18 protein-coding genes, 1 tRNA gene and 2 pseudogenes are annotated in these 18,740 nt (G+C 54.3%); 11 read left to right on the forward strand and 10 right to left on the reverse strand.

The window, feature by feature from the left end; all coding sequences use genetic code 11:
- The first annotated feature begins 34 nt into the window (after window positions 1–34).
- From gor to arcS, 6 genes are all read left to right on the forward strand, one after another.
- Complete coding sequence (gene gor, locus A3L12_RS04145; RefSeq protein ID WP_088882443.1) at window positions 35–1,993, forward strand: glyceraldehyde-3-phosphate:ferredoxin oxidoreductase; 1,959 nt, start codon at window positions 35–37, stop codon at window positions 1,991–1,993.
- A gap of 54 nt (window positions 1,994–2,047) precedes the next feature.
- Window positions 2,048–3,310, forward strand: coding sequence for an NAD(P)/FAD-dependent oxidoreductase (locus A3L12_RS04150; RefSeq protein WP_088882444.1), 1,263 nt, complete (start codon window positions 2,048–2,050; stop codon window positions 3,308–3,310).
- A gap of 124 nt (window positions 3,311–3,434) precedes the next feature.
- Window positions 3,435–4,382, forward strand: coding sequence for a carbamate kinase (arcC, locus tag A3L12_RS04155; RefSeq protein WP_088882445.1), 948 nt, complete (start codon window positions 3,435–3,437; stop codon window positions 4,380–4,382).
- A gap of 46 nt (window positions 4,383–4,428) precedes the next feature.
- The gene (locus A3L12_RS04160; RefSeq protein ID WP_088882446.1) at window positions 4,429–5,265 is read left to right on the forward strand and encodes an ATP-dependent Clp protease proteolytic subunit; all 837 of its coding nucleotides are present in this window, start codon (window positions 4,429–4,431) and stop codon (window positions 5,263–5,265) included.
- Window positions 5,266–5,385: 120 nt separating this feature from the next.
- A complete protein-coding gene (locus A3L12_RS04165) occupies window positions 5,386–6,288 on the forward strand; it encodes a coiled-coil protein (RefSeq protein ID WP_088882447.1) in 903 nt (300 codons plus the stop codon).
- 9 nt (window positions 6,289–6,297) lie between these two features.
- Window positions 6,298–8,001 (forward strand): archaeosine synthase subunit alpha, encoded by a 1,704-nt coding sequence (gene arcS, locus A3L12_RS04170; RefSeq protein WP_088882448.1) that lies wholly within the window; start codon window positions 6,298–6,300, stop codon window positions 7,999–8,001.
- A 94-nt stretch (window positions 8,002–8,095) separates the two neighbouring features.
- Here arcS and A3L12_RS04175 read toward each other — a convergent pair whose 3' ends face one another.
- The 6 genes from A3L12_RS04175 to A3L12_RS04200 are packed head-to-tail and all read right to left on the reverse strand — an operon-like array spanning window position 8,096 to window position 12,936.
- Complete coding sequence (locus A3L12_RS04175; RefSeq protein ID WP_088882449.1) at window positions 8,096–8,758, reverse strand: ABC transporter ATP-binding protein; 663 nt, start codon at window positions 8,756–8,758, stop codon at window positions 8,096–8,098.
- The gene (locus tag A3L12_RS04180) at window positions 8,755–9,192 is read right to left on the reverse strand and encodes a hypothetical protein (protein ID WP_088882450.1); all 438 of its coding nucleotides are present in this window, start codon (window positions 9,190–9,192) and stop codon (window positions 8,755–8,757) included. The genes A3L12_RS04175 and A3L12_RS04180 overlap by 4 nt, the downstream gene beginning before the upstream one ends.
- Window positions 9,189–9,959 (reverse strand): ABC transporter permease, encoded by a 771-nt coding sequence (locus A3L12_RS04185; protein WP_088883213.1) that lies wholly within the window; start codon window positions 9,957–9,959, stop codon window positions 9,189–9,191. Before A3L12_RS04185 ends, A3L12_RS04180 begins: the two co-directional genes overlap by 4 nt.
- Entirely contained in the window at window positions 9,959–11,527 is a 1,569-nt protein-coding gene (locus A3L12_RS04190) for a PEGA domain-containing protein (protein WP_232462862.1), read from the reverse strand. The genes A3L12_RS04185 and A3L12_RS04190 overlap by 1 nt, the downstream gene beginning before the upstream one ends.
- Window positions 11,520–12,548 (reverse strand): hypothetical protein, encoded by a 1,029-nt coding sequence (locus tag A3L12_RS04195; protein ID WP_088882451.1) that lies wholly within the window; start codon window positions 12,546–12,548, stop codon window positions 11,520–11,522. Before A3L12_RS04195 ends, A3L12_RS04190 begins: the two co-directional genes overlap by 8 nt.
- Before the next feature lie 19 nt (window positions 12,549–12,567).
- Entirely contained in the window at window positions 12,568–12,936 is a 369-nt protein-coding gene (locus tag A3L12_RS04200) for a hypothetical protein (protein WP_088882452.1), read from the reverse strand.
- 299 nt (window positions 12,937–13,235) lie between these two features.
- On the opposite strand from A3L12_RS04200, the gene A3L12_RS04205 reads away from it, so the two are divergent.
- On the forward strand, window positions 13,236–14,603 hold the full coding sequence (locus tag A3L12_RS04205) for a DUF2079 domain-containing protein (protein ID WP_157726696.1): 1,368 nt from the start codon (window positions 13,236–13,238) through the stop codon (window positions 14,601–14,603).
- Here A3L12_RS04205 and A3L12_RS04210 read toward each other — a convergent pair.
- A pseudogene (locus A3L12_RS04210) lies at window positions 14,583–14,690 on the reverse strand (Lrp/AsnC ligand binding domain-containing protein); the annotation flags it as partial. The gene A3L12_RS04205 and the pseudogene A3L12_RS04210 sit on opposite strands and share 21 nt — an antisense overlap.
- A gap of 68 nt (window positions 14,691–14,758) precedes the next feature.
- On the opposite strand from A3L12_RS04210, the pseudogene A3L12_RS04215 reads away from it, so the two are divergent.
- Both A3L12_RS04215 and A3L12_RS04220 read left to right on the forward strand, forming a co-directional pair.
- Window positions 14,759–14,920: pseudogene (locus tag A3L12_RS04215) on the forward strand (IS6 family transposase); the annotation flags it as partial.
- Window positions 14,921–15,131: 211 nt separating this feature from the next.
- Window positions 15,132–15,422 carry a DUF2103 domain-containing protein gene (locus tag A3L12_RS04220; RefSeq protein ID WP_088882454.1) on the forward strand — a complete coding sequence of 97 codons (291 nt, stop codon included), beginning with the start codon at window positions 15,132–15,134 and terminating at the stop codon, window positions 15,420–15,422.
- On the opposite strand, the gene A3L12_RS04225 is transcribed toward A3L12_RS04220, so the two are convergent.
- The gene (locus A3L12_RS04225; RefSeq protein ID WP_088882455.1) at window positions 15,419–16,048 is read right to left on the reverse strand and encodes a hypothetical protein; all 630 of its coding nucleotides are present in this window, start codon (window positions 16,046–16,048) and stop codon (window positions 15,419–15,421) included. The two genes, A3L12_RS04220 and A3L12_RS04225, sit on opposite strands and share 4 nt — an antisense overlap.
- A gap of 84 nt (window positions 16,049–16,132) precedes the next feature.
- Here A3L12_RS04225 and A3L12_RS04230 point away from each other — a divergent pair, with 84 nt between their 5' ends.
- Window positions 16,133–16,750 (forward strand): class I SAM-dependent methyltransferase, encoded by a 618-nt coding sequence (locus tag A3L12_RS04230; protein WP_088883214.1) that lies wholly within the window; start codon window positions 16,133–16,135, stop codon window positions 16,748–16,750.
- A gap of 24 nt (window positions 16,751–16,774) precedes the next feature.
- Window positions 16,775–16,852: transfer RNA gene (locus tag A3L12_RS04235), tRNA-Gly, on the forward strand.
- Between the two features lie 52 nt (window positions 16,853–16,904).
- On the opposite strand, the gene lrpA is transcribed toward A3L12_RS04235, so the two are convergent.
- Both lrpA and rlmD read right to left on the reverse strand, forming a co-directional pair.
- Window positions 16,905–17,330, reverse strand: coding sequence for an HTH-type transcriptional regulator LrpA (gene lrpA, locus A3L12_RS04240; RefSeq protein WP_088882456.1), 426 nt, complete (start codon window positions 17,328–17,330; stop codon window positions 16,905–16,907).
- A gap of 67 nt (window positions 17,331–17,397) precedes the next feature.
- A complete protein-coding gene (gene rlmD / locus A3L12_RS04245; protein WP_088882457.1) occupies window positions 17,398–18,651 on the reverse strand; it encodes a 23S rRNA (uracil(1939)-C(5))-methyltransferase RlmD in 1,254 nt (417 codons plus the stop codon).
- Window positions 18,652–18,740 lie beyond the last annotated feature (89 nt).

Raw genomic sequence — 18,740 nt, forward strand, 5'->3', positions numbered from 1 at the left:
ACTATAACACTGCGAGTGATACGGGGTGGTGAAAATGAAGTTCACGGTTTTACGGATCAACCTCAACGAGGGAAAGGTCGAGGGCGAGGAGTTCGAAAAGGAGGGAGTCTACGGGGTAATCGACTACGGCATAGAGCTCCACGAGAGACTCGGAACCCACAGCATAGACCCCTACGACGGGAGGAACGTTACCGTAATGGGAATGGGGCCCTTCTCGGGTTCGGCCCTTCCCGGCGCCCACAGGTTAGTCTTCTTCTTCCGCTCACCCCTCTACGGCACCCTCTTCCCCTCGACCATGGGCGGAGCGGCCTACGCCTTTAAGAACGTGGGGGTGGACTTCGTCACCTTCGAGGGAAAGGCAGAGAAGCCCGTGGTGGTTCTCCTCTACAACGACGGCGAGAAGGTGAACGTTGAGCTTCAGGAGATAGAACTCGAGAAGGTCCTCGAGATATGGAGGGGTTACAAGGGTGAAGAAGGCGTCTACGCGCTCACCCAGTACCTCATAGACACCTTCGGCGGGAGGTTCGATTTCGAGTACAGGATAGCCGTCGTCGGTCCGGCCTCGCTCAACACCAACTACGGGGGAATATTCTCCCAGGCGCTGAGAAAGGGGAAGAGGCTCGTTGGAAGCGAGGACTGGGCCGCCCGTGGAGGCTCCGGCTCGGTTCTCCTGAGGGCCCACAACGTCGTGGGGATAATCTTCGGCGGAAAGCCCGGAAGAAGGAACTTCCCGGGAGAGAACATCGGCAGCTTCAAGAACGCGAAGGCCATCGTCGAGGGCGTCCACAAGAAGCCCTACAACGAGGTGGTTAGCGAGAAAACCGTTAAATACCGCTTTAATCCCAAACTCAACAGCGGTGGAACCTTCGGCGGCAACTACCCGGCCGAGGGTGACTTTGTTCCAATCCTGAACTGGCAGATGCCCTACATTCCAAAGGAGGAGCGCATTAAGATCCACGAGAACATTATGAAGCACTACTGGGAGGAATTCAACGAGGAGGCCATAAAACCAAGGAACTGGACCACCTGTGGAGAACCCTGTCCCGTGGTGTGCAAGAAGCACCGCAGGGGCCACCACGTCGAGTACGAGCCCTACGAGGCCAACGGACCCCTGAGCGGAAGCATAAGCCTGAGGGCCAGCGACATAAGCGTGCATGCGGTTGACGCGATGGGCTTCGATGCCATAGAGTTCGGTGGGACCGCGGCGTGGGTTTTGGAACTGCTCCACCGCGGCCTGCTCAGGCCGGAGGAGGTTGGCCTAAGCGGTAAGCCGGAGTTCACGAAGGAGGCGCTCATTGAAAGGCCGGTTGAAGCGAGCGAGGTTAACGCCAGACTCGTGGCCGAGCTTGCCCGCAGGGTGGCCTTCGCCGAGAACGAGATAGCGAGGATAATCGGCCTCGGAAAGAGGAAGGCTTCCATAATCCTTGACGAGAGGTTCAAGGACAGGCTTGACTACGGAGAGAGCTTCAAGGACTACGCCGTTTTCACGCCGCTCGGCGAGGACGGAGAGATGACCCCGACGATGTACTGGGCCATTGGGAACTACATCCCCCTCCCGATTCAGGGGCGCTACTGGACGTTCTACCAGTTTGGAGTCTTTTTAGAGCCCGAGGAGCTCGCCCATAAGATAATCGCCTCGGCCCTCTGGGAGTTCTGGTACGATAACGTCGGCTGGTGCCGGTTCCACAGGGGATGGATGAAGCCCGTTCTCAAGGCCCTCTTCATGGAGGCCTACGGTGAAAACGTCGACATGGAAGGACACGCAAGGGAACAGATCAAGAGGCTCATCGACTATGCCAGAAAAGCCGGCTACACCCCGGCCTTCTGGGACTCCATGAGGGTCATAGACCTGATAGCCGCCGGAAGCGAGGAGTTCGGGAACGAGCACTGGGCCGAAAAGTTCAGGATCGACAAGGTCGGCACCGCGAAGGAGTACCTCGAGAGGGTTCTCGAGGCCTACAGCAGGTCCCTCGACGTGGACTGGAGGATCTAAGCCTCCGGCCAAACCCTTATATCCCTCTTTTCTACACGCTCTCAGGTGGACGGAATGAAGGCTGTGGTTGTGGGCTCTGGAATAGGGGGATTGCTAACGGCTTCCTTCCTCGCAAGAGGGGGGCATGAGGTTACGGTTCTCGAGAGGGCGCCCTACATCGGCGGTCGCTTCACGAACCTGAGCTACAGGGGCTTCGGTCTCTCAACGGGAGCCTTTCACATGGTCCCCCACGGTGAGAACGGCCCGCTTGCCCATCTCCTCGGACTCCTCGGTGCGAACGTCCGGATAGTCAACTCCAGCCCGAAGGGGATGATCCTCTACGGGGGAAGGACCTTCCACTACAGGGAGGGGTGGAAGCACCTAAGCCTCAGGGAGAAGGCCCGGGCCATGAAGCTTATGGCAGAGATAAAGCGGAACAGGCTTCCTAAGGGAGAAGAGGCCGAGATGAGCGGAAGGGAGTGGATAAGGGAAAAGGTTGGGGACAACGAGTTCGTTGACCTCTTCATAGAGAGCTTTCTCGGATGGGCGGACAGCGTTCTGGACGTCCCGGCGGGGGAACTGGCGAGGGAGATAAAGGCGACTCTGAGATGGGGTGGGCCCGGGCTGATAAAAGGCGGCTGCAGGGCCGTAACGGACGAGCTGGCGAGAATAGTCCGGTCAAACGGTGGGAGAATCCTCACGCGGAAGAACGTGGCCGAGATAGACGTCGATTCTCGGAGGGTTCTAACGTCTGACGGCGAGGAGTTCCCCTACGATACGCTGATATCGAACGCCGGGATAAAGGAAACCGTGGAGCTGATCGGTAGGGAGAACTTCGAGGCCGACTACCTGAGGAGGGTCGATTCCTTAAAGCCGGGTGAGGGGATAAAATACAACGTCGCGCTCAGGGGAAAAACGAGGATCGGAAACACGGTTGTGTTCACACTGGATGCGGAGCGCATAAACGGCTACAACGAACCCTCGAGCCTCTCGCCGGAGCTGGCGAGGGAAGGGTACACCCTCCTGATGTTCCACCACGCCCTCAGGGGAAGGAACCTCAAAAGGGAGAGGGAAAAGGGCATCGAAGACATCCACCGCATCCTTCCCGACCTCGACCGGGAGGGTGAGATACTGCTGATCCAGAGTTACCTCGACGGAAACCCCGTCAACAGGGTCGCCAGCGGGCAGACGGTTGAAGACTTCCCCATGGAGGGTGTCTACGTCGTTGGCGACGCCTACAAACTCCCCGGGGGAATAGAGGTCGAGGGGATAGCCCTCGGCGTTATGAGGACGCTTGAGAGACTCGGCCTCGGGAACTTCGGTGAATGGTACCTTTAGACGGAAACTTTACCTTTATCAAATTATTTCCGCCTTTTCCGAACCTTTTTCCAGTGAACTCTTCGTTACCCTAACGAACGTTTTTATTCCCGGGAGCGTATCCATACATCCCGGGGTGATGATCATGAAGAGGCTCGTCATAGCCCTTGGAGGCAACGCCATCCTCCAGAGGGGGCAGAAAGGAACTTACGAGGAGCAGATGGCCAACGTCACCAAAACGGCAAGGCAGATAGTCGATATAATCCTGAGCGGGGATTACGAGGTTGTGGTAACCCACGGAAACGGCCCACAGGTTGGAGCCCTGCTGCTGCAGATGGAAGCCGGCCAGCAGGTTCACGGAATTCCGGCACAGCCCATGGACGTTGCGGGTGCGATGACGCAGGGTCAGATAGGCTACATGATAGGGCAGGCTATAATCAACGAACTGAGGAAAAGAGGAATAGAAAAACCGGTGGCAACCATAGTGACCCAGACGATTGTGGACGCAAAAGATCCTGCCTTCCAGAACCCGAGCAAGCCCGTTGGGCCTTTCTACGACGAGGAAACAGCCAGAAAGCTTGCAAAGGAGAAGGGCTGGACGATAATAGAGGATTCCGGCAGGGGCTGGAGGAGGGTCGTTCCAAGCCCGGATCCAAAGGGACACGTGGAAACTCCCGTTATAGTCAATCTCGTCAGGAACGGCTTTATAGTCATAGCAAGCGGTGGAGGCGGGGTTCCCGTCGTGGAGGGGAACGGCCAGCTCAGGGGCGTGGAGGCGGTCATAGACAAGGACCTCGCCGGGGAGAAACTGGCGGAAGAGGTAAACGCCGACGTCCTTATGATCCTCACCGACGTCAACGGAGCGGCTTTGAACTACGGGAAGCCCGACGAGAGGTGGCTTGGAAGGGTTACCGTGGATGAGCTGAGAAGGTACCACAAGGAAGGCCACTTCAAGAAGGGCAGCATGGGGCCCAAGGTCCTCGCGGCCATAAGGTTCGTGGAATGGGGCGGCGAGAGAGCGGTTATAGCCTCCCTCGATAGGGCCGTCGAGGCCCTCGAAGGAAAAACCGGAACGCAGGTCGTGAAGGGCTAATCGAAAGGATTAAATACTTTCTTTTCCTTACACCCTTGGTGATAACATGGCCTACGAAGGGTTTTTCGGTTCGTTGCTGTGGATGCTCCTCTTCATCTACATCCTGCTGTGGCCACAGATGCAGTACAGGGGACTGCAGGCCGCCAGAATGAGACTCCTGAGAAGGCTCTCGGAAAAGCGCGGATCAACGGTAGTAACCATGATCCACAGACAGGAGAAGATAGGTCTTTTCGGTATACCCTTCTACAAGTTCATAAGCATCGAGGACAGCGAGGAGGTTTTGAGGGCGATCCGATCGGCACCCAAGGATAAACCGATAGATCTCATAATACACACACCGGGCGGGCTCGTTTTAGCGGCCACACAGATAGCCAAAGCCCTCCACGATCATCCCGCCGAAACCCGGGTCATAGTTCCCCACTACGCCATGAGCGGTGGGACGCTGATAGCCCTGGCGGCGGACAAAATAATAATGGACCCCCACGCTGTCTTGGGGCCGGTGGACCCGCAACTCGACAAGTATCCGGCGCCGAGCATAGTGAAGGCCGTCGAGAGGAAAGGAGTTGACAAGGTGGACGACGAAACGCTTATACTGGCGGATGTGGCTGAAAAGGCAATAGCACAGGTCCGGGATTTCATTTACAACCTCCTGAAGGATAGATATGGGGACGAAAAGGGCCGGGAACTGGCCAGAACCCTAACCGAAGGACGGTGGACCCACGATTACCCGATAACCTATGAACACGCCCTTGAGCTCGGTCTCCCCGTGAGTACGGACGTTCCCACCGAGGTCTACTCCCTCATGGATCTCTACAGGCAACCGATAAAGCAGAGGGAGACGATCGAGTTCGTACCCTACGCCGGAAGGGGCAAGAGCCCCTGAGGTTTGATTATCCCTTCTTTTCATCATGGATTAAGCCAAAAAGTTTTTATTTAGTCCCCACCTTTCCAGTTCAGATGGTCAAGCAGGATGCTGTTCTAAAAATAGGGAAGGGGAAGAGAGATGCAGGTTAAGGTAGATCCAGAGGAAATTAAGAGGATCAAAAGGGAGCTGGAGGCCCTTGAAAAGGAGAGAAACGAGATAAGGGCCAAACTGGAGGAGGTGGAGAAGGAGCTTCAAATCTGGACCCAGAGGAGGAATGAAAAGAACAACGAGGTCAAGGAGCTGCGCCAGAAGGGACGTGAATACAGGGACAAGAGGGACGGGATAAACAGGCAGATACAGGAGCTCAAGAAGAACCGCGAGGAGATAAACGCCAAGCTCGACCTTCTCTACCAGGAGATACTCGAATACAGGACGAAGAGGGACGAGTACAACCAGCTCAGGCGCCTCAAGATCCCCGCGGATAAGATAAAGGAAAGGATAGAGAAGCTGGAATGGGAGCTTCAGACCAACCCGACGATAAAGCCCGATAGGGAGAAGCAGATAGTCGATCAGATTCAGGTTCTGGCCACGGAACTTGAGATAATCCAGCAGGCCCAGAAGTTCCACAACAAACTAGTGGAGACGAGGAAGAAGATAGACCAGCTCAAGAAGGCCAGAAGGGGCATAAACATGGAGATCCGGAAGCTTGCCAACCAGAGCCAGCAGTTCCACGAACAGATGATAAAGGCCTTCAAGGGAGCCGACGAGGTCAAGAAGGAGGCGGACGAGTACCACGCCAAGGTCGTCGAACTCTACGAGAAACTGAGGGGTATCAGAAAGGAACTCAGGGAAGTTGAGAGGAAGATAGAGGATTACAACAACAGGCACAAGGAGCTCATAGCCTACCAGCTCGTTGCCAGAATGCGCTCCCAGAAAGGCGGCAGCTTCGAGAAGGCCGTTGAAGCCCTCGAGAAGTTCAAGCGCGGTGAAAAGCTTACGCTGGATGAGCTGCTCCTCCTCCAGAGGTACAACCTCGTCTGAGGTCTCCCCATGGAAGTTATCAGGCACGAGGGGCCCGGGAGGCTGGGCCTCGTAAGGATCGGGGAGCGCACGTTCTCAACCCCCGCCCTGGCCGGGGTAGACTTCACTCTGTCCCGGTTCAACTCCTTCTTCCATCCCTCCGAACCCGGTGATTACGACTTCAACCTCGCCCCTTCCATACCCCTTGGCTTCTACACACCGGGAGAGGTCATAGAGAAGGCCCTGGAGAGACTCCGGGGTGTGAACTACAGGGATTTTAACGCCTTCTACTTTCCAGCCCTGAGGAGAACGGAATACCTGAAGGAGCTCTTCGAGATAATAGAGGCCAATAACTTCGACGCCATCTACCTCGGCAACTCGAAGATCCTCGTCAGGGAATACCGCTACTTTGTGAAGACCCTCAGGGAGCTCCGGGAGAGGTTTCCGAACACCATGATAATAACCGATCTGGAGCCCTTTTTCTATCCGCTGGCGGTTTACCTCGGCGTTGACGCCTTCGACACCCGCTCCCTCAGGTTGTACGACTTCGAGGGGAAGGGCTTCAACCCATACGCCCCCGTAGTCTGGGGGGAGGGCGGTAACTCCCTCGACTTCGCCCGTGAGACGATCCTCCTGATAAGAAAATCCCTGAAAGAGGGGAAACTCCGCTATCTCGTTGAGAACTACTTCTCAACCCAGTACCACGCGGGCATATTGAGAATAGCGGACGTTGAAAACCCCGATTACCTCGAGAAGTACACCCCAATTCAAACGGAGACGATCTATTTCATAAGCGACGCCTCCGTCAGAAGGCCCGAGGTAAGGAGGTGGCATGAGAGGGTTCTGGAGAGGTTCGAACCGCCGGAGAACACGGAACTGGTCCTCCTGCTGCCGTGCTCCGCCAAAAAGCCCTACTCCTCCTCACGCTCCCACATCCTTTACCGGAAGGCCATTAAGGAAGCCCTCGGCCCGGGAGCGAGCAGGGTGCACGAGCTTATCCTGACCTCACCCTTCGGCGTGGTCCCGAGGGAGTGGGAGTGGCTGGCCAGATACGATATCGTGGTTACAGGCCACTGGAGCGAGGAGGAGATAAACTCCGCGGCGGAGCTTTTAGCAAGGACTCTCGAAAAGTATCCCGATCTGCCCGTTGTTGCACACCTCGATGAGGCGTACGTTGAAATAGCCCGGAGAGCGGGCGATATTGCCGGGAGGGAGATAATCTTCACGGAAGTCAGGAACGGAACCACCAGCGGGGAGAGCCTTGAGTCCCTCAGGGAGACGCTGGGGAACTTCGAGCTCGAGGGGAGCGGGGAGGATAGGAGGTACCGCCACTTCGAGAACCTGAGGAAGGTGTTTGACTTCTACTTTGGCCCGGGAGCCGGAAAGGCCATCCTTCCGGATGAGGGGCAGGTAAAGGGCTCAAAGATGCTCCGCCTCTTCGTGAATGGGAAACAGACCGGAACCTTTAGGGAGGGCGTGATAAGCGTCACCCCCTTTGGAATGGAGAGGATATACGAAAGGCTCAAAGCTTACTACGTGAGGATTGACTTCGAACTTCGCGGTGACGTGTTTGCGGTGGGCGTTGAGGAGGCCGACGAGAGGATAAGGCCTGGTGACATCGTGGGCGTTGTGAGGGACGAAAAGGTCGTAGGCGTCGGCAGGGCCGTCCTCAACGGCGAGGAGATGATGAGGGCAAAGAGGGGCGTTGCGGTAAAAGTTAGAAAAAAAGCTTAAGCTTAGGGCCCTGTGCCTCCACAGTTCGCTTTTTCAAGGCCTTAGGAGCTTTTATCCATGAATTCTTCTTCCGAGTTGTTGACGGGGTCGAGAGTTAGATCCCCTCGATCTGAGGGATCACCTCCTCAGGGGTTCCGGTTAGCGCCACCCTCCCAGCGGCTATGACCACCAGTCTATCTGCAAATTCAACCAGCGGTCGCCAGATGTGGGAGACCACGAGCATGTTGGTTCCCCTCTCCGCTTGCTCGCCTATGATCTTTGCCACTTCGCAGATCCCCGAGAGGTCGAGGTTTGCCAGAGGCTCGTCCAGGAGCACCAGCCTTGGTTTCCCGAGGAACGCTTGGGCGAGACTGACCCTCTTGAGCATGCCTGCTGAGTACTCCCCCATCTTCCTGTCAAGGTATCCAGCAGCGGAGAAGAGCTCCGCCGCCCTCAGGATCTCGTCTTCATCCAGCCCCTTAACCTCTGCAAGGTATCCAAGCCATTCCCTGGCCGTTCTGTGCTTTGGCAGGGCGGGAGGATCAAAGGAGAAGCCCATCCTTCTCCTCAGCCTATCGTTGCTCCACGGGTTTTCTCCAAACACTTTTATTTCTCCCTCGCTCGGCCGGTACAGGCCGGCGCAGAGGTTAAGGAAGGTGCTCTTTCCGCCACCATTGGGACCGAGAATGAGGGTTAGCCCATCGCCAATTTCAAGGTCCACCGAATTCAGGGCAACCAGCTTGCCGAACCGCTTTGTGAGTTTCCTTGCGGTTATCATCTCCTCCTCCCCTCCATCAGCAGGACGAAGGCCAGCAGGAGGGCGCTCAGTCCTCCCAGTCCGTACCTCAGGTTGAGAAGCTTCACGGAGGGATGCCTGTCGATGACCCTTACAGCCAGCGTCACTGGCATCATCATCCGAACCGAGAAGTAATAAGGTCCGGAATGTCCCAGTAAAACCCTGCCTCTGAAGTTACCGCTAACGTTTTTCTCAAGAAGCGCTCTCCTAGCTTCGGGATCGAAGACCCTGACGGTGTATTCCGTCCCATCATTCCCGTTGGAGCTCAGTATGGCTATTCCGGTTGATGGAACGACGAATCCCTGCCCCACAACGACAACCTTGGCAATCGGCTGTGACAGGGCGTTCTTCTCCACGGGGAAAACGAGGATGGTAAGGATGACCGTGGAAAGAAGTATTGCCTTCAGGAGTCTCATGAGACATCCCTCCACTCGCTGAGCAGGAGAGCCGCTCCAAGCATCACCACTGGGAGCAGAAGCCCCATGTAAAAGGAGCCGTTGATGAAAGCCGCTATCCTATCGCCCGGGGAGAAGTGGGTTGTGTAGGCCTTGAAGAACGCGTCGTCAATTACCGCCGGTGGAAGGCTTCTAAGTTTCAGGACAAGGGGTAGGTAAAGGAGCGTGATGCTTCCCAGAAGGGCGGCGAATGTGTTCGGAAGGAGTATCGCCACCAGGGCTGACAGGGACAGCACGTAGAACACCATCATCGCCCAGTAGATGAGGTAACCCGCAAGGAAGCCCTCGTCGAGTAAAGCCCTCTTAATCAAACCCGGAACGTCCCCGTAAACGTAGATAAAGGCTAAGAAGGCCGACAGAGTCGCGGCGAGGAAGAGGAGTGTTATGGCCGAGAACCACTTGGAGAGGACCACCAAGTGGTTCCTAACGGGCAGGCTGTAAACACTTTTGGCAACCCCCGTGTCCCTGTCGTATCGGAGCATCAGGGCGACGAGAAGGGCTCCGGTGAGGGCGAATATGCTGTAGCCCTCGGTGCCCAGCCTCGGGAGGATCATGCCCAGGGTGTTGGTGGAACTGACCGCTACAACTTGGTCGGGCCCGGAGACCATGAATTCCACGGCGCTGGCTGTCAGGCGGGAGAAGAAGGTGATGCCGAGCATGATAAAGCCGAACATGAAGACGGCGATGTTGTAGGGATCCTCAAGCTCCCATTTTACATGGCTCCTCATCATCTCACCTCCCGGCCCTCAGCATCAGATAAAACACACCCACGATTCCCCGCAAGGAGAGCCATCTTGATCCAGAGGGAACCGTTCTGAGAACCCCGGGTGGCGCTGCCGGGAGTGGCCGGGGAAGTTTGAGTATCAATGGGGATCCGGGTGTCCACGGAAGCATTGCTCCCGTTGGATACTATCTCGCCGGTATCGTTGGAGGGGTGTATGACCACGACCATCGCGGGCTCCTCCTCAAGCTCAATCTCTATTTTCCTGGATTCGTTAGGGGCCAGGATTACCTCCATGCTCCTATTGAGATAACCCGGGGCTTTCAGGGTAATGTTGTATCGCCCGGGGCTGAGCGTGAGGTTTCTAACTTCTACTTCCTTGCCGTTCAGGAGCACCGTTGCGTTGTCCGGATGGGTTACTATCTCGAGGGTCGCGCTTGCTGGGTGAAGCTTCAGGAGAAGGTTTGAGGCGTTACCCATGACTACAGATTCACAGGCCGAGAGGTTACCCTTTGATGCTATGACAGTGTAGTTCCCGGGGGGCAGAAAGAACGTTGCCGGGGTGGTGGAGAAAGCCCTAAGGACGCCGTTGGTAACCACAATCGAGGCGTTTTCCGGTCTGGAATCCACTTTAAGGGGTAAAACCTTCAGGGGCTTTCTCTCGATCCTCAGCGCGAGCTCCACTTTATCCATGTTCACGTTGATGCGGTACGTCCCGTTTGGGGTAACCTTCACGAGGCTTTCGACGAGGTAGTGATCCCTTGCTACTCCAACCCAATGGGCATCGAGTCTGCGGATCAAGGGGACCCTTATGGTTTTTCCCCCGAAAGCCACGGCAGTGGCGTTATGGACATCCCGTAGAATTGCTGGAACGTAGAGGCCCATCGGAGTGTAGAAGATGTATCTGTTGTGGCCCCCGTTGACGTAGAATGTTAGATTCCCGGGAACGGAATTTATTTCCAGCCGCGCCCACGGAACAACGTAGGTGGCGTTGCTAACGCTTTCCATATGCGTTGATATGGCGTTAACCCTAACGTACTCAATGCAGGGCTGCCCTTTTGAATCACCAAGATGCAAAAACGTCCCGTTTGGAATAAGGTACACATCCATCGGTCCCCTCTCCACAAGACCCATGGGGACCGGTTTGGGGATGTTTATATAAAGATCTCCGAAACCGCAGCCAGGTATTTCCTGAAGGGGGTTAAAGGGAGGGTTAAGCCTCTCCCTGCTGTAGTTGGCACTCTCGTTTAAGATGGCCCGTATCGAAACGATTCCATCCCCCGAAACGGCATCCTCAATGGCCCCGGGGTTCACGTGAATGACGGTTTCAGATGTCATGGACACTTTCGCAACAACCGTGACGTTCCCCCCTATCCGCAGGGTGTAGTTCCCGGGGGGGAGGGCGAGACCGACGGGGGTGATGTAGGAGCCCACCCCTCTTATGTCCGCCACGAGGCCGGCGGGTGCATCAACGAACAGGTAACCGGGTTTTTCATGACTTTCCCCGATCGGATATGCTTGGGGAATGAACAATCCAACCAGCAGAAAAACTATGAAAAGCGCTTTCTTATTCATTTTTCCACCTCCATCTCTTCCAGAGGAAAGTCAGGATAAGGATGGCAAGTGAGAGTGCGAAGAAGTATTTAACCGGCGTTGAGGGCGAGCGACCACACCCATACTCAGGAAGCTTTACGTTCGTGTCATAGAGGTTAAAACCCACAGCCCACCACTCCTTATCGGCCTTCCCCTCCTCGATGAGCTTATGTAACTTTCGGCTGTTTACCCTGTCGAGGGCGACTGCCCCTATCACACCCAGACTTGTGATTTCGGCGCCGACATCATAAAACCCCGTCGTTATGAGGAGGCCGGTATCAAGCTCGTAGACGCGTCCCGCCATGAGTACGTGACCCTCTCCCGTGTTCAGGTCATGGATGAGGTACGCCCCCTCACTATCAACGAACAGATAGGGAGGGATAAAATCCCTGTAATACGTGTGGAGGATTTTATCCTCGTTCCAGGTGAATGAGACGTTGGTAACGACTATGTCATCCGAAAGCAATTCATACTTTTTCAGAAAAGCCGGCGTGAGGATATAATCACCTTTTTTTGGAGGATGAGCCGGGTCTATGAAGAATGCGGGGGCCCCTATGGGGGTGCCGTCACTTTCATAATACATCATATCGCTCAGATTGAGGCGGAGAACCTTTGAGATAACAAGACGGGGAATGTTATTCAGAGAATCCGTGCTAACATTGTTCAGCTCAAGTGTAACCCGGATGAAAGCGGTTTCGTTGGTGAGATTAAGAACCTCAAAGGTGAGGTAAGAGTCTCCCCTAACGAAGAGGGATATCATGGAACGATTATCGATTTTGAGGGTGTCAGACTCGTAGGCTTTTCTGAGCGTCCCATAGGTGTCCTTCGGAAGGAGTCTCGGCCATATCATGAAGATGTTTACCTCGTCTTTTCTGGGATTATCAACCATCTTCATCGCGTATTTTACGTAAACCCCCTCCCTGAACCAGTCTGGAAGGGATGCCCCCACAGAACCTGTGAAGACGATGAGGAAGAGAATAAAAAAGGCAAAGGATCTTTTCACGTCTTTCCCCCCTTAGTTTTTATCCAAAGAGGTGAGGGATGTCAGCGAAAGCAGTGCCCTGGTCACCATTGTACCTTATGTACCTCACGTAGGCATACGATCGCTGAGAACGCTTTACAACACCCCCATACCATTGCTTCATTCCCTTTGCAGTGTACACTCCGTGGACGGTGTCGGTTAGGACCTGCTGGAACCTGCCATCACAGACGAGGACCTGACCATGTATGCCAGCCCAGACCCATTCGTTGTCGCTCCACTCCCTGACGTCAGTGTTGTGGTCCCATGGGGTCCAACAGCTCCGGGCGGATGCACTATTGCCCCCTGCATACACAAGGCCGACCAGCAGTCCTCCAAGGAGGAGGGCCCCGAGCAATATCCCGCGCTTCATGATACCACCTGTATTTGTAATAGCGCAGATATCTTTATATTCTTTACGCTTATTTTTAATGAGTTTTTTAGATCTGAAATTTATAAAATTATAATTTAAAGTCAATAATTCATATTGAAAATTCTACAAAGTATTTTGACACCTAATAAGGACAACACATTATTTTTCTATAACACATAAAAGTCAAGCGCAACTTTTTTAAATTCTCATTGTTTTACTATTAATGCATGAAACACAATATTCCAGAGTTGTCCGTTTATAAATTAACAACGATTGTTATATCCTCAGCCTATTTTGTGGTGTTAACGTGGCTCTGCCTGGAACGTTATGATTCGTTCGGGTACCGGAGTCTGGATCTGGGAATATTCACCCAGTCCCTTGCGAGCACCCTCAAAGGACGCTTCTTTTACAACACCGTCGAATATCAGTGGCACGGCGTTACCTCCCACTTTGGGGCCCACAACCAGCCGATTCTCTTCCTGCTCCTGCCCCTCTACGCTCTCTTTCCCTCCCCGAAGACTCTCCTCACCGTTCAGTCTCTCGCACTGGCATCTTCGATATACCTTGCCTTTGAACTGGCGGAGAACGAGGTGGGTGAGGAGAGAGCCCTTGCACTTACCGTTCTCTATGCGCTCAACTCATCCCTCCTCGGCATAGGGATCTTCGAGTTTCACCCGGTTTCACTGGCGGTACCCCTGCTCCTTCTGGGGGTTATAATGTGGCGCCGCGGCAGAAAGCTTGGCTTTTTGCTCATTTCCCTCCTCCTTCTCTCGGTAAAGGAGGACACCGCCCTCGGAGTTCTGAGCCTGGCGGCATACGAAATCCTGCGCTCTACCGGGACCATAAAAGAAAGGCTCGAGAAAAATAGAATGCTCATTGGGATAGCCCTCCTTTCCCTCGTCTGGCTTTTTCTGGGGATAAAACTCTTCATTCCCCACTTCAGAACAGGGGGCTACATATACGCAGGACTCTACGATGGTTTTAAACTGGATTCGAGGAAGCTTCTGTACTTCATGGTAGTGAACCTAACCTTCGGCCTGCTCCCCCTTTTACGTCCAGAGAACACCGTCCTCCTGGCACTCCCATGGGCGGAGTCCCTGCTCTCCGTTAGAGGAACCCAGACGATGATAGGTTTCCATTACGCCTACATGATAGTCCCCCTATCCTTTATCGCCTCCGTGGATACGGTTAAAGGCAGAGATCTAAAGGACGTACTCACCCCCCTTCTGATAGCGGGTATCCTGACGTCCATGGCGACTTATCCAATTACATCATCCCCCCTCCTCCAGAACAGGTATGTGGTCTATGCACACACCATCGATAGGCCTGACGAAAGGGACGCCACGATATGGAAGATTATAAACGTGCTTAAAAACTCGAACTGCTCCATTTACACCCAGCCCGAGTTCTATCCTCCACTGGCGGGTAGGCTCGATGTTTATCTGGGGTCTACCGATGCGGATGTACTGCTCTTTGATACGAAAACGTACAATGGCAGAAAGTTCAAAAGGCGATTTGGAAAAGCCATAGCGAATTACATCCTCGCATACTCAAAAGAGGGCATTGAAGTTTATGTAAGAAAAGACTTAACGTTTTTAAAATGCTTCGAATCTGAAGAAAAAGAGATACCGAAAAGAAAAGGCGCTTCAAATTGCTATCATGGTTGATGTCATCTGTATCTCTGTCATTTTCCTTATCCTTTCCGTGATTAATTGATCCAGATCCTTCAGTGTTTCGGTCTCAACCTTTACTACATACTGTTAGGATAAGCAGTAGGGCGTTAGGTTTAAGTTTCTAACATTACTTCAGAAAAAGAGGGAAAATGAAGACTGAAACCATTATTTGCTGGGGGGTTTCAGCCCTAAAACCTTTTCGCGGAAACAAAATCCCAGTAGAAAAGAAAATCAGGGCAATAGAATTATACTTGCGAGACCTCAGTTACAGGCAAGCTGAAAGAATACCGGAAATCAGTCACACAACACTGAAAGGTTCAAAATTTAGCAGTCTAGGTTACTGTTACCAGAAGGTTCACAGGCTTGTTTTTCTATTTGCTTTCTGGTATAATTTTGTTAGCGCTCTCGAGTCGACCACATAGTAATGTTGCTGAATGGCTCCAAGAGGTAACACCCAAGTTATCCTAACAGTATGTCAGGAAGAAGGGCAAGGCATAAAAACCCTCTTCTCTACCCCCTTTCATGCCCAGGCATTTCAAAAAAGGCGTTAAGAGGGAACACCACTTTCTCAACGGGCTTGAGAAGAAGCTTGAGGAGATAGCGGCCATTCCGGGGGTCAAAAAGGTCATCCCCGGGAGGATATACGCGAGCGACTCGAGGGGCTTTGAGATAAAGGTAACGCGGGAGACAAAGACCGGCCTAAAGCTCGTGGCCAAGAGCGACGGAAGCGTTCAGGAGGTATTTCTGGTCGTGGACAGGAAGGACAGGAAGGAAGTGTGGCGGGAAATCGAGAGGAAAATGGGCACGGGTTAAACTCCATCCCTTCCCCCGAAAAAATCGTCCAGATCCTCGTCGCTAACGTCCTCCTCTTCAAAACCGAGCTCCTTCCTTTGCAGGTCGATCAGCCCGGGAGTGAGTAGGAGCTTTCCGTCGAGCTTTGGGACGGCGTAGTGGAGCGTTATCTCGCTGAACTCGTCGAGTTTTATGGTCGGGTTCTCCTCGTATTCCAGCTCCTCCAGGCGCATTCCCTCGGCTATGAGTCTGGCAACTATCGCCGAGCCGTCTATGGAGAACTGCACGCTGCCTATGTGCCTCACCTTTGAAGTCTTCAGCCTGTCGGTTATGAACTTCTTCGTTCTTCCCGTGAACTCAAGGTCCCCGAGGATTCCCCCGACGACGATGATGCTGTCGTCCTCAATATCCTCCGGTTTCAGCTCCTCCTCCCCGAAGGGATCGAGGACTATGAGTTTGGACCTATCGAAGGGAAACTTCGTGACGCTCTCCGTGATAACGCTTCCGATCTTTGCCAGCCTCTCCCTCTCATGGGGCCTCACGTTGGTGAAGATGAGCCCGTTGCCCCACCATCTGGCCGCGTGCTCGTACTCCAGCAGAACCCACTCGCTCAGTTCCTCGAGATGCTCTATAACCAGATACGGCACCCTCACCACCCGGCACCATTTCAGGAGGAACCTTAAAAGTCTGCCGGAGGGGTAGGATTTTAAATGCCAAGGGGAACCCCCTTTATGGGCTTCAGGGAGAGGTACTCGCGACTGGGATGGAGGTACGAGAGGATTGCCGGCCCGCTGGAGAGGGCCTTCGATCCGCTGAGGAGGAAAGCCACCAGCTTCGTTTCAGGAAAGGTCCTCGAGATAGGCGTTGGGACGGGTCTGATGCTTCCCTATTACCCCCCTGACGTGGAGCTTCACGCCGTGGATGCCGTTCCCGAGATGGTGGAGGCGGCCAGAAAAAGGGCCCGGGAGCTCGGTCTTAACGCCAGATTCTACGTCATGGACGCCGAAAGGCTCGAGTTCCCCGATGAAAGCTTCGATACCGTCGTTAGCCCCTTCGTCTTCTGCACCATACCGAACCCGGAGAGGGCCATGAAAGAGCTTTACCGCGTCCTCAAGCCCGGGGGTAGGGCCATCTTCCTCGAGCACACGAAGAGCGACTCCCGGCTTTTGAACTGGCTTTTCCTGAAGCCTCTGGACGTTTTCCTCGGGTTCCTTCTGAACGACAACACCCTGCGGGAGACCCACAGGCTCGTGGAGAGGTACTTCAGAATCGAGCACGCGGAAAGCCACTACCACGGGATCCTGAGGCTCATCGTTGGCAGGAAGGAAAAAACTTTTAAAGTGGGGTGAGGCCTATATTACGGGCTGGGCGGAGCGGTGGTAGTCTAGCCTGGTCCAGGACACCGGCCTCCCAAGCCGGTAACCCGGGTTCGAATCCCGGCCACCGCACCAGAATTCTTCTCTACCTTCATTCCTTACGGAGAAGTCGTAAAAAAGAAAAGGATCACTTCAGCCTCTCGAGGATTATCGCCGGGCAGACCCGGGTTACACCGTCTATCCTGCCTATCCTGTTGGAGATTATGTCGGAAAGGTCCTCCCCGTCTCTGGCCCATATCTCGACCATTATCATGTGGTCGCCACTGGTGAGGTAGACGCTCCTGACGAAATCGAACTCCTTAAGCCGGTTGGCAACTTCGAATATCTTTTCCGGGAGGGTATCGACACCCGTCAGGCTGACCAGATTGTAGCCGAGCTTCGACTGGTCGATCACGACCGTGTACTGCTTTATGACCCCGGCCTCCTCGAGGGCCTTAACGCGTTTCCTTACCGCCGTCTCGCTGATGCCCAGAACCTTGGCTATCTCCGTGAAGGGCGTTCGGGCATCCTTGATCAGCATCTCGATTATGATCCTATCCCTTTCGTCAACCATTTCCATCCCTCCATACCAAGTTATAATGACCATGTATATTAAGTTTTTGAACCTTTTGGTTTTGGGGTTAAACCCTAAGCTTAAGTTTTACAACTGTTTCGACGTGGGGCGTGTGGGGAAACATGTCCAGTCCAATGGCCTTTTCTATCTCGTAGGCCTTTGAAAGCTCCTCAAGGTTGCCAGCGAGGGTTTTAGGATTGCACGAGACGTAGATGAGGTTTTCGGGCTTATCCCTCAGGATCTTACCTATGAGTTTGGGGTGCAACCCGGCCCTCGGCGGATCCACAACCACGGTATCGTATTTCGAAAGGTTTTCAACGTCCCTGTCCCTTCCGGTTTTGAAGGTGGCCTTAACGCCGTTCAGTTCCGCGTTTCTGACGGCCATCTCCACGGCGAAGGGGTTCATCTCGATACCCTCGACGGTGAAGCCCCTCTTTGCAAGCCAGACCCCGAAGGTTCCGACACCGGAATAGAGGTCGAGCACCCTCCCGCCCTCGGCCAGCTCGATCACCTCCTCGACCAGCCTCACAGCGGCGTAGCTGTTCGTCTGGAAGAAGCTGTTCGGGTGGATGAGGTAGGTAACGTCGCCTATCCTCTCGCGTATGAACTCGGACCCCCAGAACCTCTCCACGTCGCCGTAGGAAACGTCGCTCGGGGTTCTGTTAACGCTCCAGTAAACGGAGGTGGCGTAGTCAAAGTACCCGGGAAACTCCTCCGGAAGGCTCCCCTCGGAGGTAACGAGGTTTACCATCAGCTCCCCCGTGAACTTGCCCTCCCTGATAACCACGTACCTCAGAAAACCCTCGTTCTCGCGTATCCCGTACAGGGAAAGCTTAAAGTCCTCGATGAACTCCCTCAGGGAGCGGAGGACCCTTTCACTCGAGCTTCCGAAGACGGGACAGCCGGTTATGTCCACCACATCCCACCACGTGCCACGTCTTCTGAACCCTATCCCTCCTGTCGAAATGACAACATCGATGCGGTTTCTGTGCCCGTATATCCGGGGTGAGGGGATAACGTCAACTTCAAAACCGAGGATCTTCAGCAGTTTTTCGGATTTGAACCTTATCTGCTCCCCGTAGGGAACGTGCTGGAGAAGGCAACCCCCACAGGTTCCAAAGTAGGGGCATTTCGGCTCGGTTCTTGTGGAAGAGGGTTCCACCACCTCAAACTCGGTCGCCACGAGGGTTCTCTTCTTCCTTCTCCACCGCTTTACCTCTACCACATCCCCGGGAGCGGTGAACGGGACGTGGATTTCCCTCCTCCCAAGCCTCACGATCCCAAGGCCCTCGTTGTCGAGCCCCTCAACGACACCGCGCATGGTCGTTCTTAAAGGGATCGCCTTTATAAAACCTGCCCCCGATTCGTCAAGCCGGCCCGCGAAAGGTTTATCTATATGATCGGCGTATT

The organism is Thermococcus sp. P6, assembly GCF_002214525.1.
GTDB lineage: Archaea > Methanobacteriota_B > Thermococci > Thermococcales > Thermococcaceae > Thermococcus.

Excerpts from the sequence above, each read along its gene's own strand:
- gor (WP_088882443.1), top strand. The coding sequence starts at position 35 with ATGAAGTTCACGGTTTTACGGATCAACCTCAACGAGGGAAAGGTCGAG.
- A3L12_RS04150 (WP_088882444.1), top strand. The coding sequence starts at position 2,048 with ATGAAGGCTGTGGTTGTGGGCTCTGGAATAGGGGGATTGCTAACGGCT.
- arcC (WP_088882445.1), top strand. The coding sequence starts at position 3,435 with ATGAAGAGGCTCGTCATAGCCCTTGGAGGCAACGCCATCCTCCAGAGG.
- A3L12_RS04160 (WP_088882446.1), top strand. The coding sequence starts at position 4,429 with ATGGCCTACGAAGGGTTTTTCGGTTCGTTGCTGTGGATGCTCCTCTTC.
- A3L12_RS04165 (WP_088882447.1), top strand. The coding sequence starts at position 5,386 with ATGCAGGTTAAGGTAGATCCAGAGGAAATTAAGAGGATCAAAAGGGAG.
- arcS (WP_088882448.1), top strand. The coding sequence starts at position 6,298 with ATGGAAGTTATCAGGCACGAGGGGCCCGGGAGGCTGGGCCTCGTAAGG.
- A3L12_RS04175 (WP_088882449.1), bottom strand. The coding sequence starts at position 8,758 with ATGATAACCGCAAGGAAACTCACAAAGCGGTTCGGCAAGCTGGTTGCC.
- A3L12_RS04180 (WP_088882450.1), bottom strand. The coding sequence starts at position 9,192 with ATGAGACTCCTGAAGGCAATACTTCTTTCCACGGTCATCCTTACCATC.
- A3L12_RS04185 (WP_088883213.1), bottom strand. The coding sequence starts at position 9,959 with ATGAGGAGCCATGTAAAATGGGAGCTTGAGGATCCCTACAACATCGCC.
- A3L12_RS04190 (WP_232462862.1), bottom strand. The coding sequence starts at position 11,527 with ATGAATAAGAAAGCGCTTTTCATAGTTTTTCTGCTGGTTGGATTGTTC.
- A3L12_RS04200 (WP_088882452.1), bottom strand. The coding sequence starts at position 12,936 with ATGAAGCGCGGGATATTGCTCGGGGCCCTCCTCCTTGGAGGACTGCTG.
- A3L12_RS04220 (WP_088882454.1), top strand. The coding sequence starts at position 15,132 with ATGCCCAGGCATTTCAAAAAAGGCGTTAAGAGGGAACACCACTTTCTC.
- A3L12_RS04230 (WP_088883214.1), top strand. The coding sequence starts at position 16,133 with ATGGGCTTCAGGGAGAGGTACTCGCGACTGGGATGGAGGTACGAGAGG.
- lrpA (WP_088882456.1), bottom strand. The coding sequence starts at position 17,330 with ATGGTTGACGAAAGGGATAGGATCATAATCGAGATGCTGATCAAGGAT.
- rlmD (WP_088882457.1), bottom strand. The coding sequence starts at position 18,651 with ATGCGCGGTGTCGTTGAGGGGCTCGACAACGAGGGCCTTGGGATCGTG.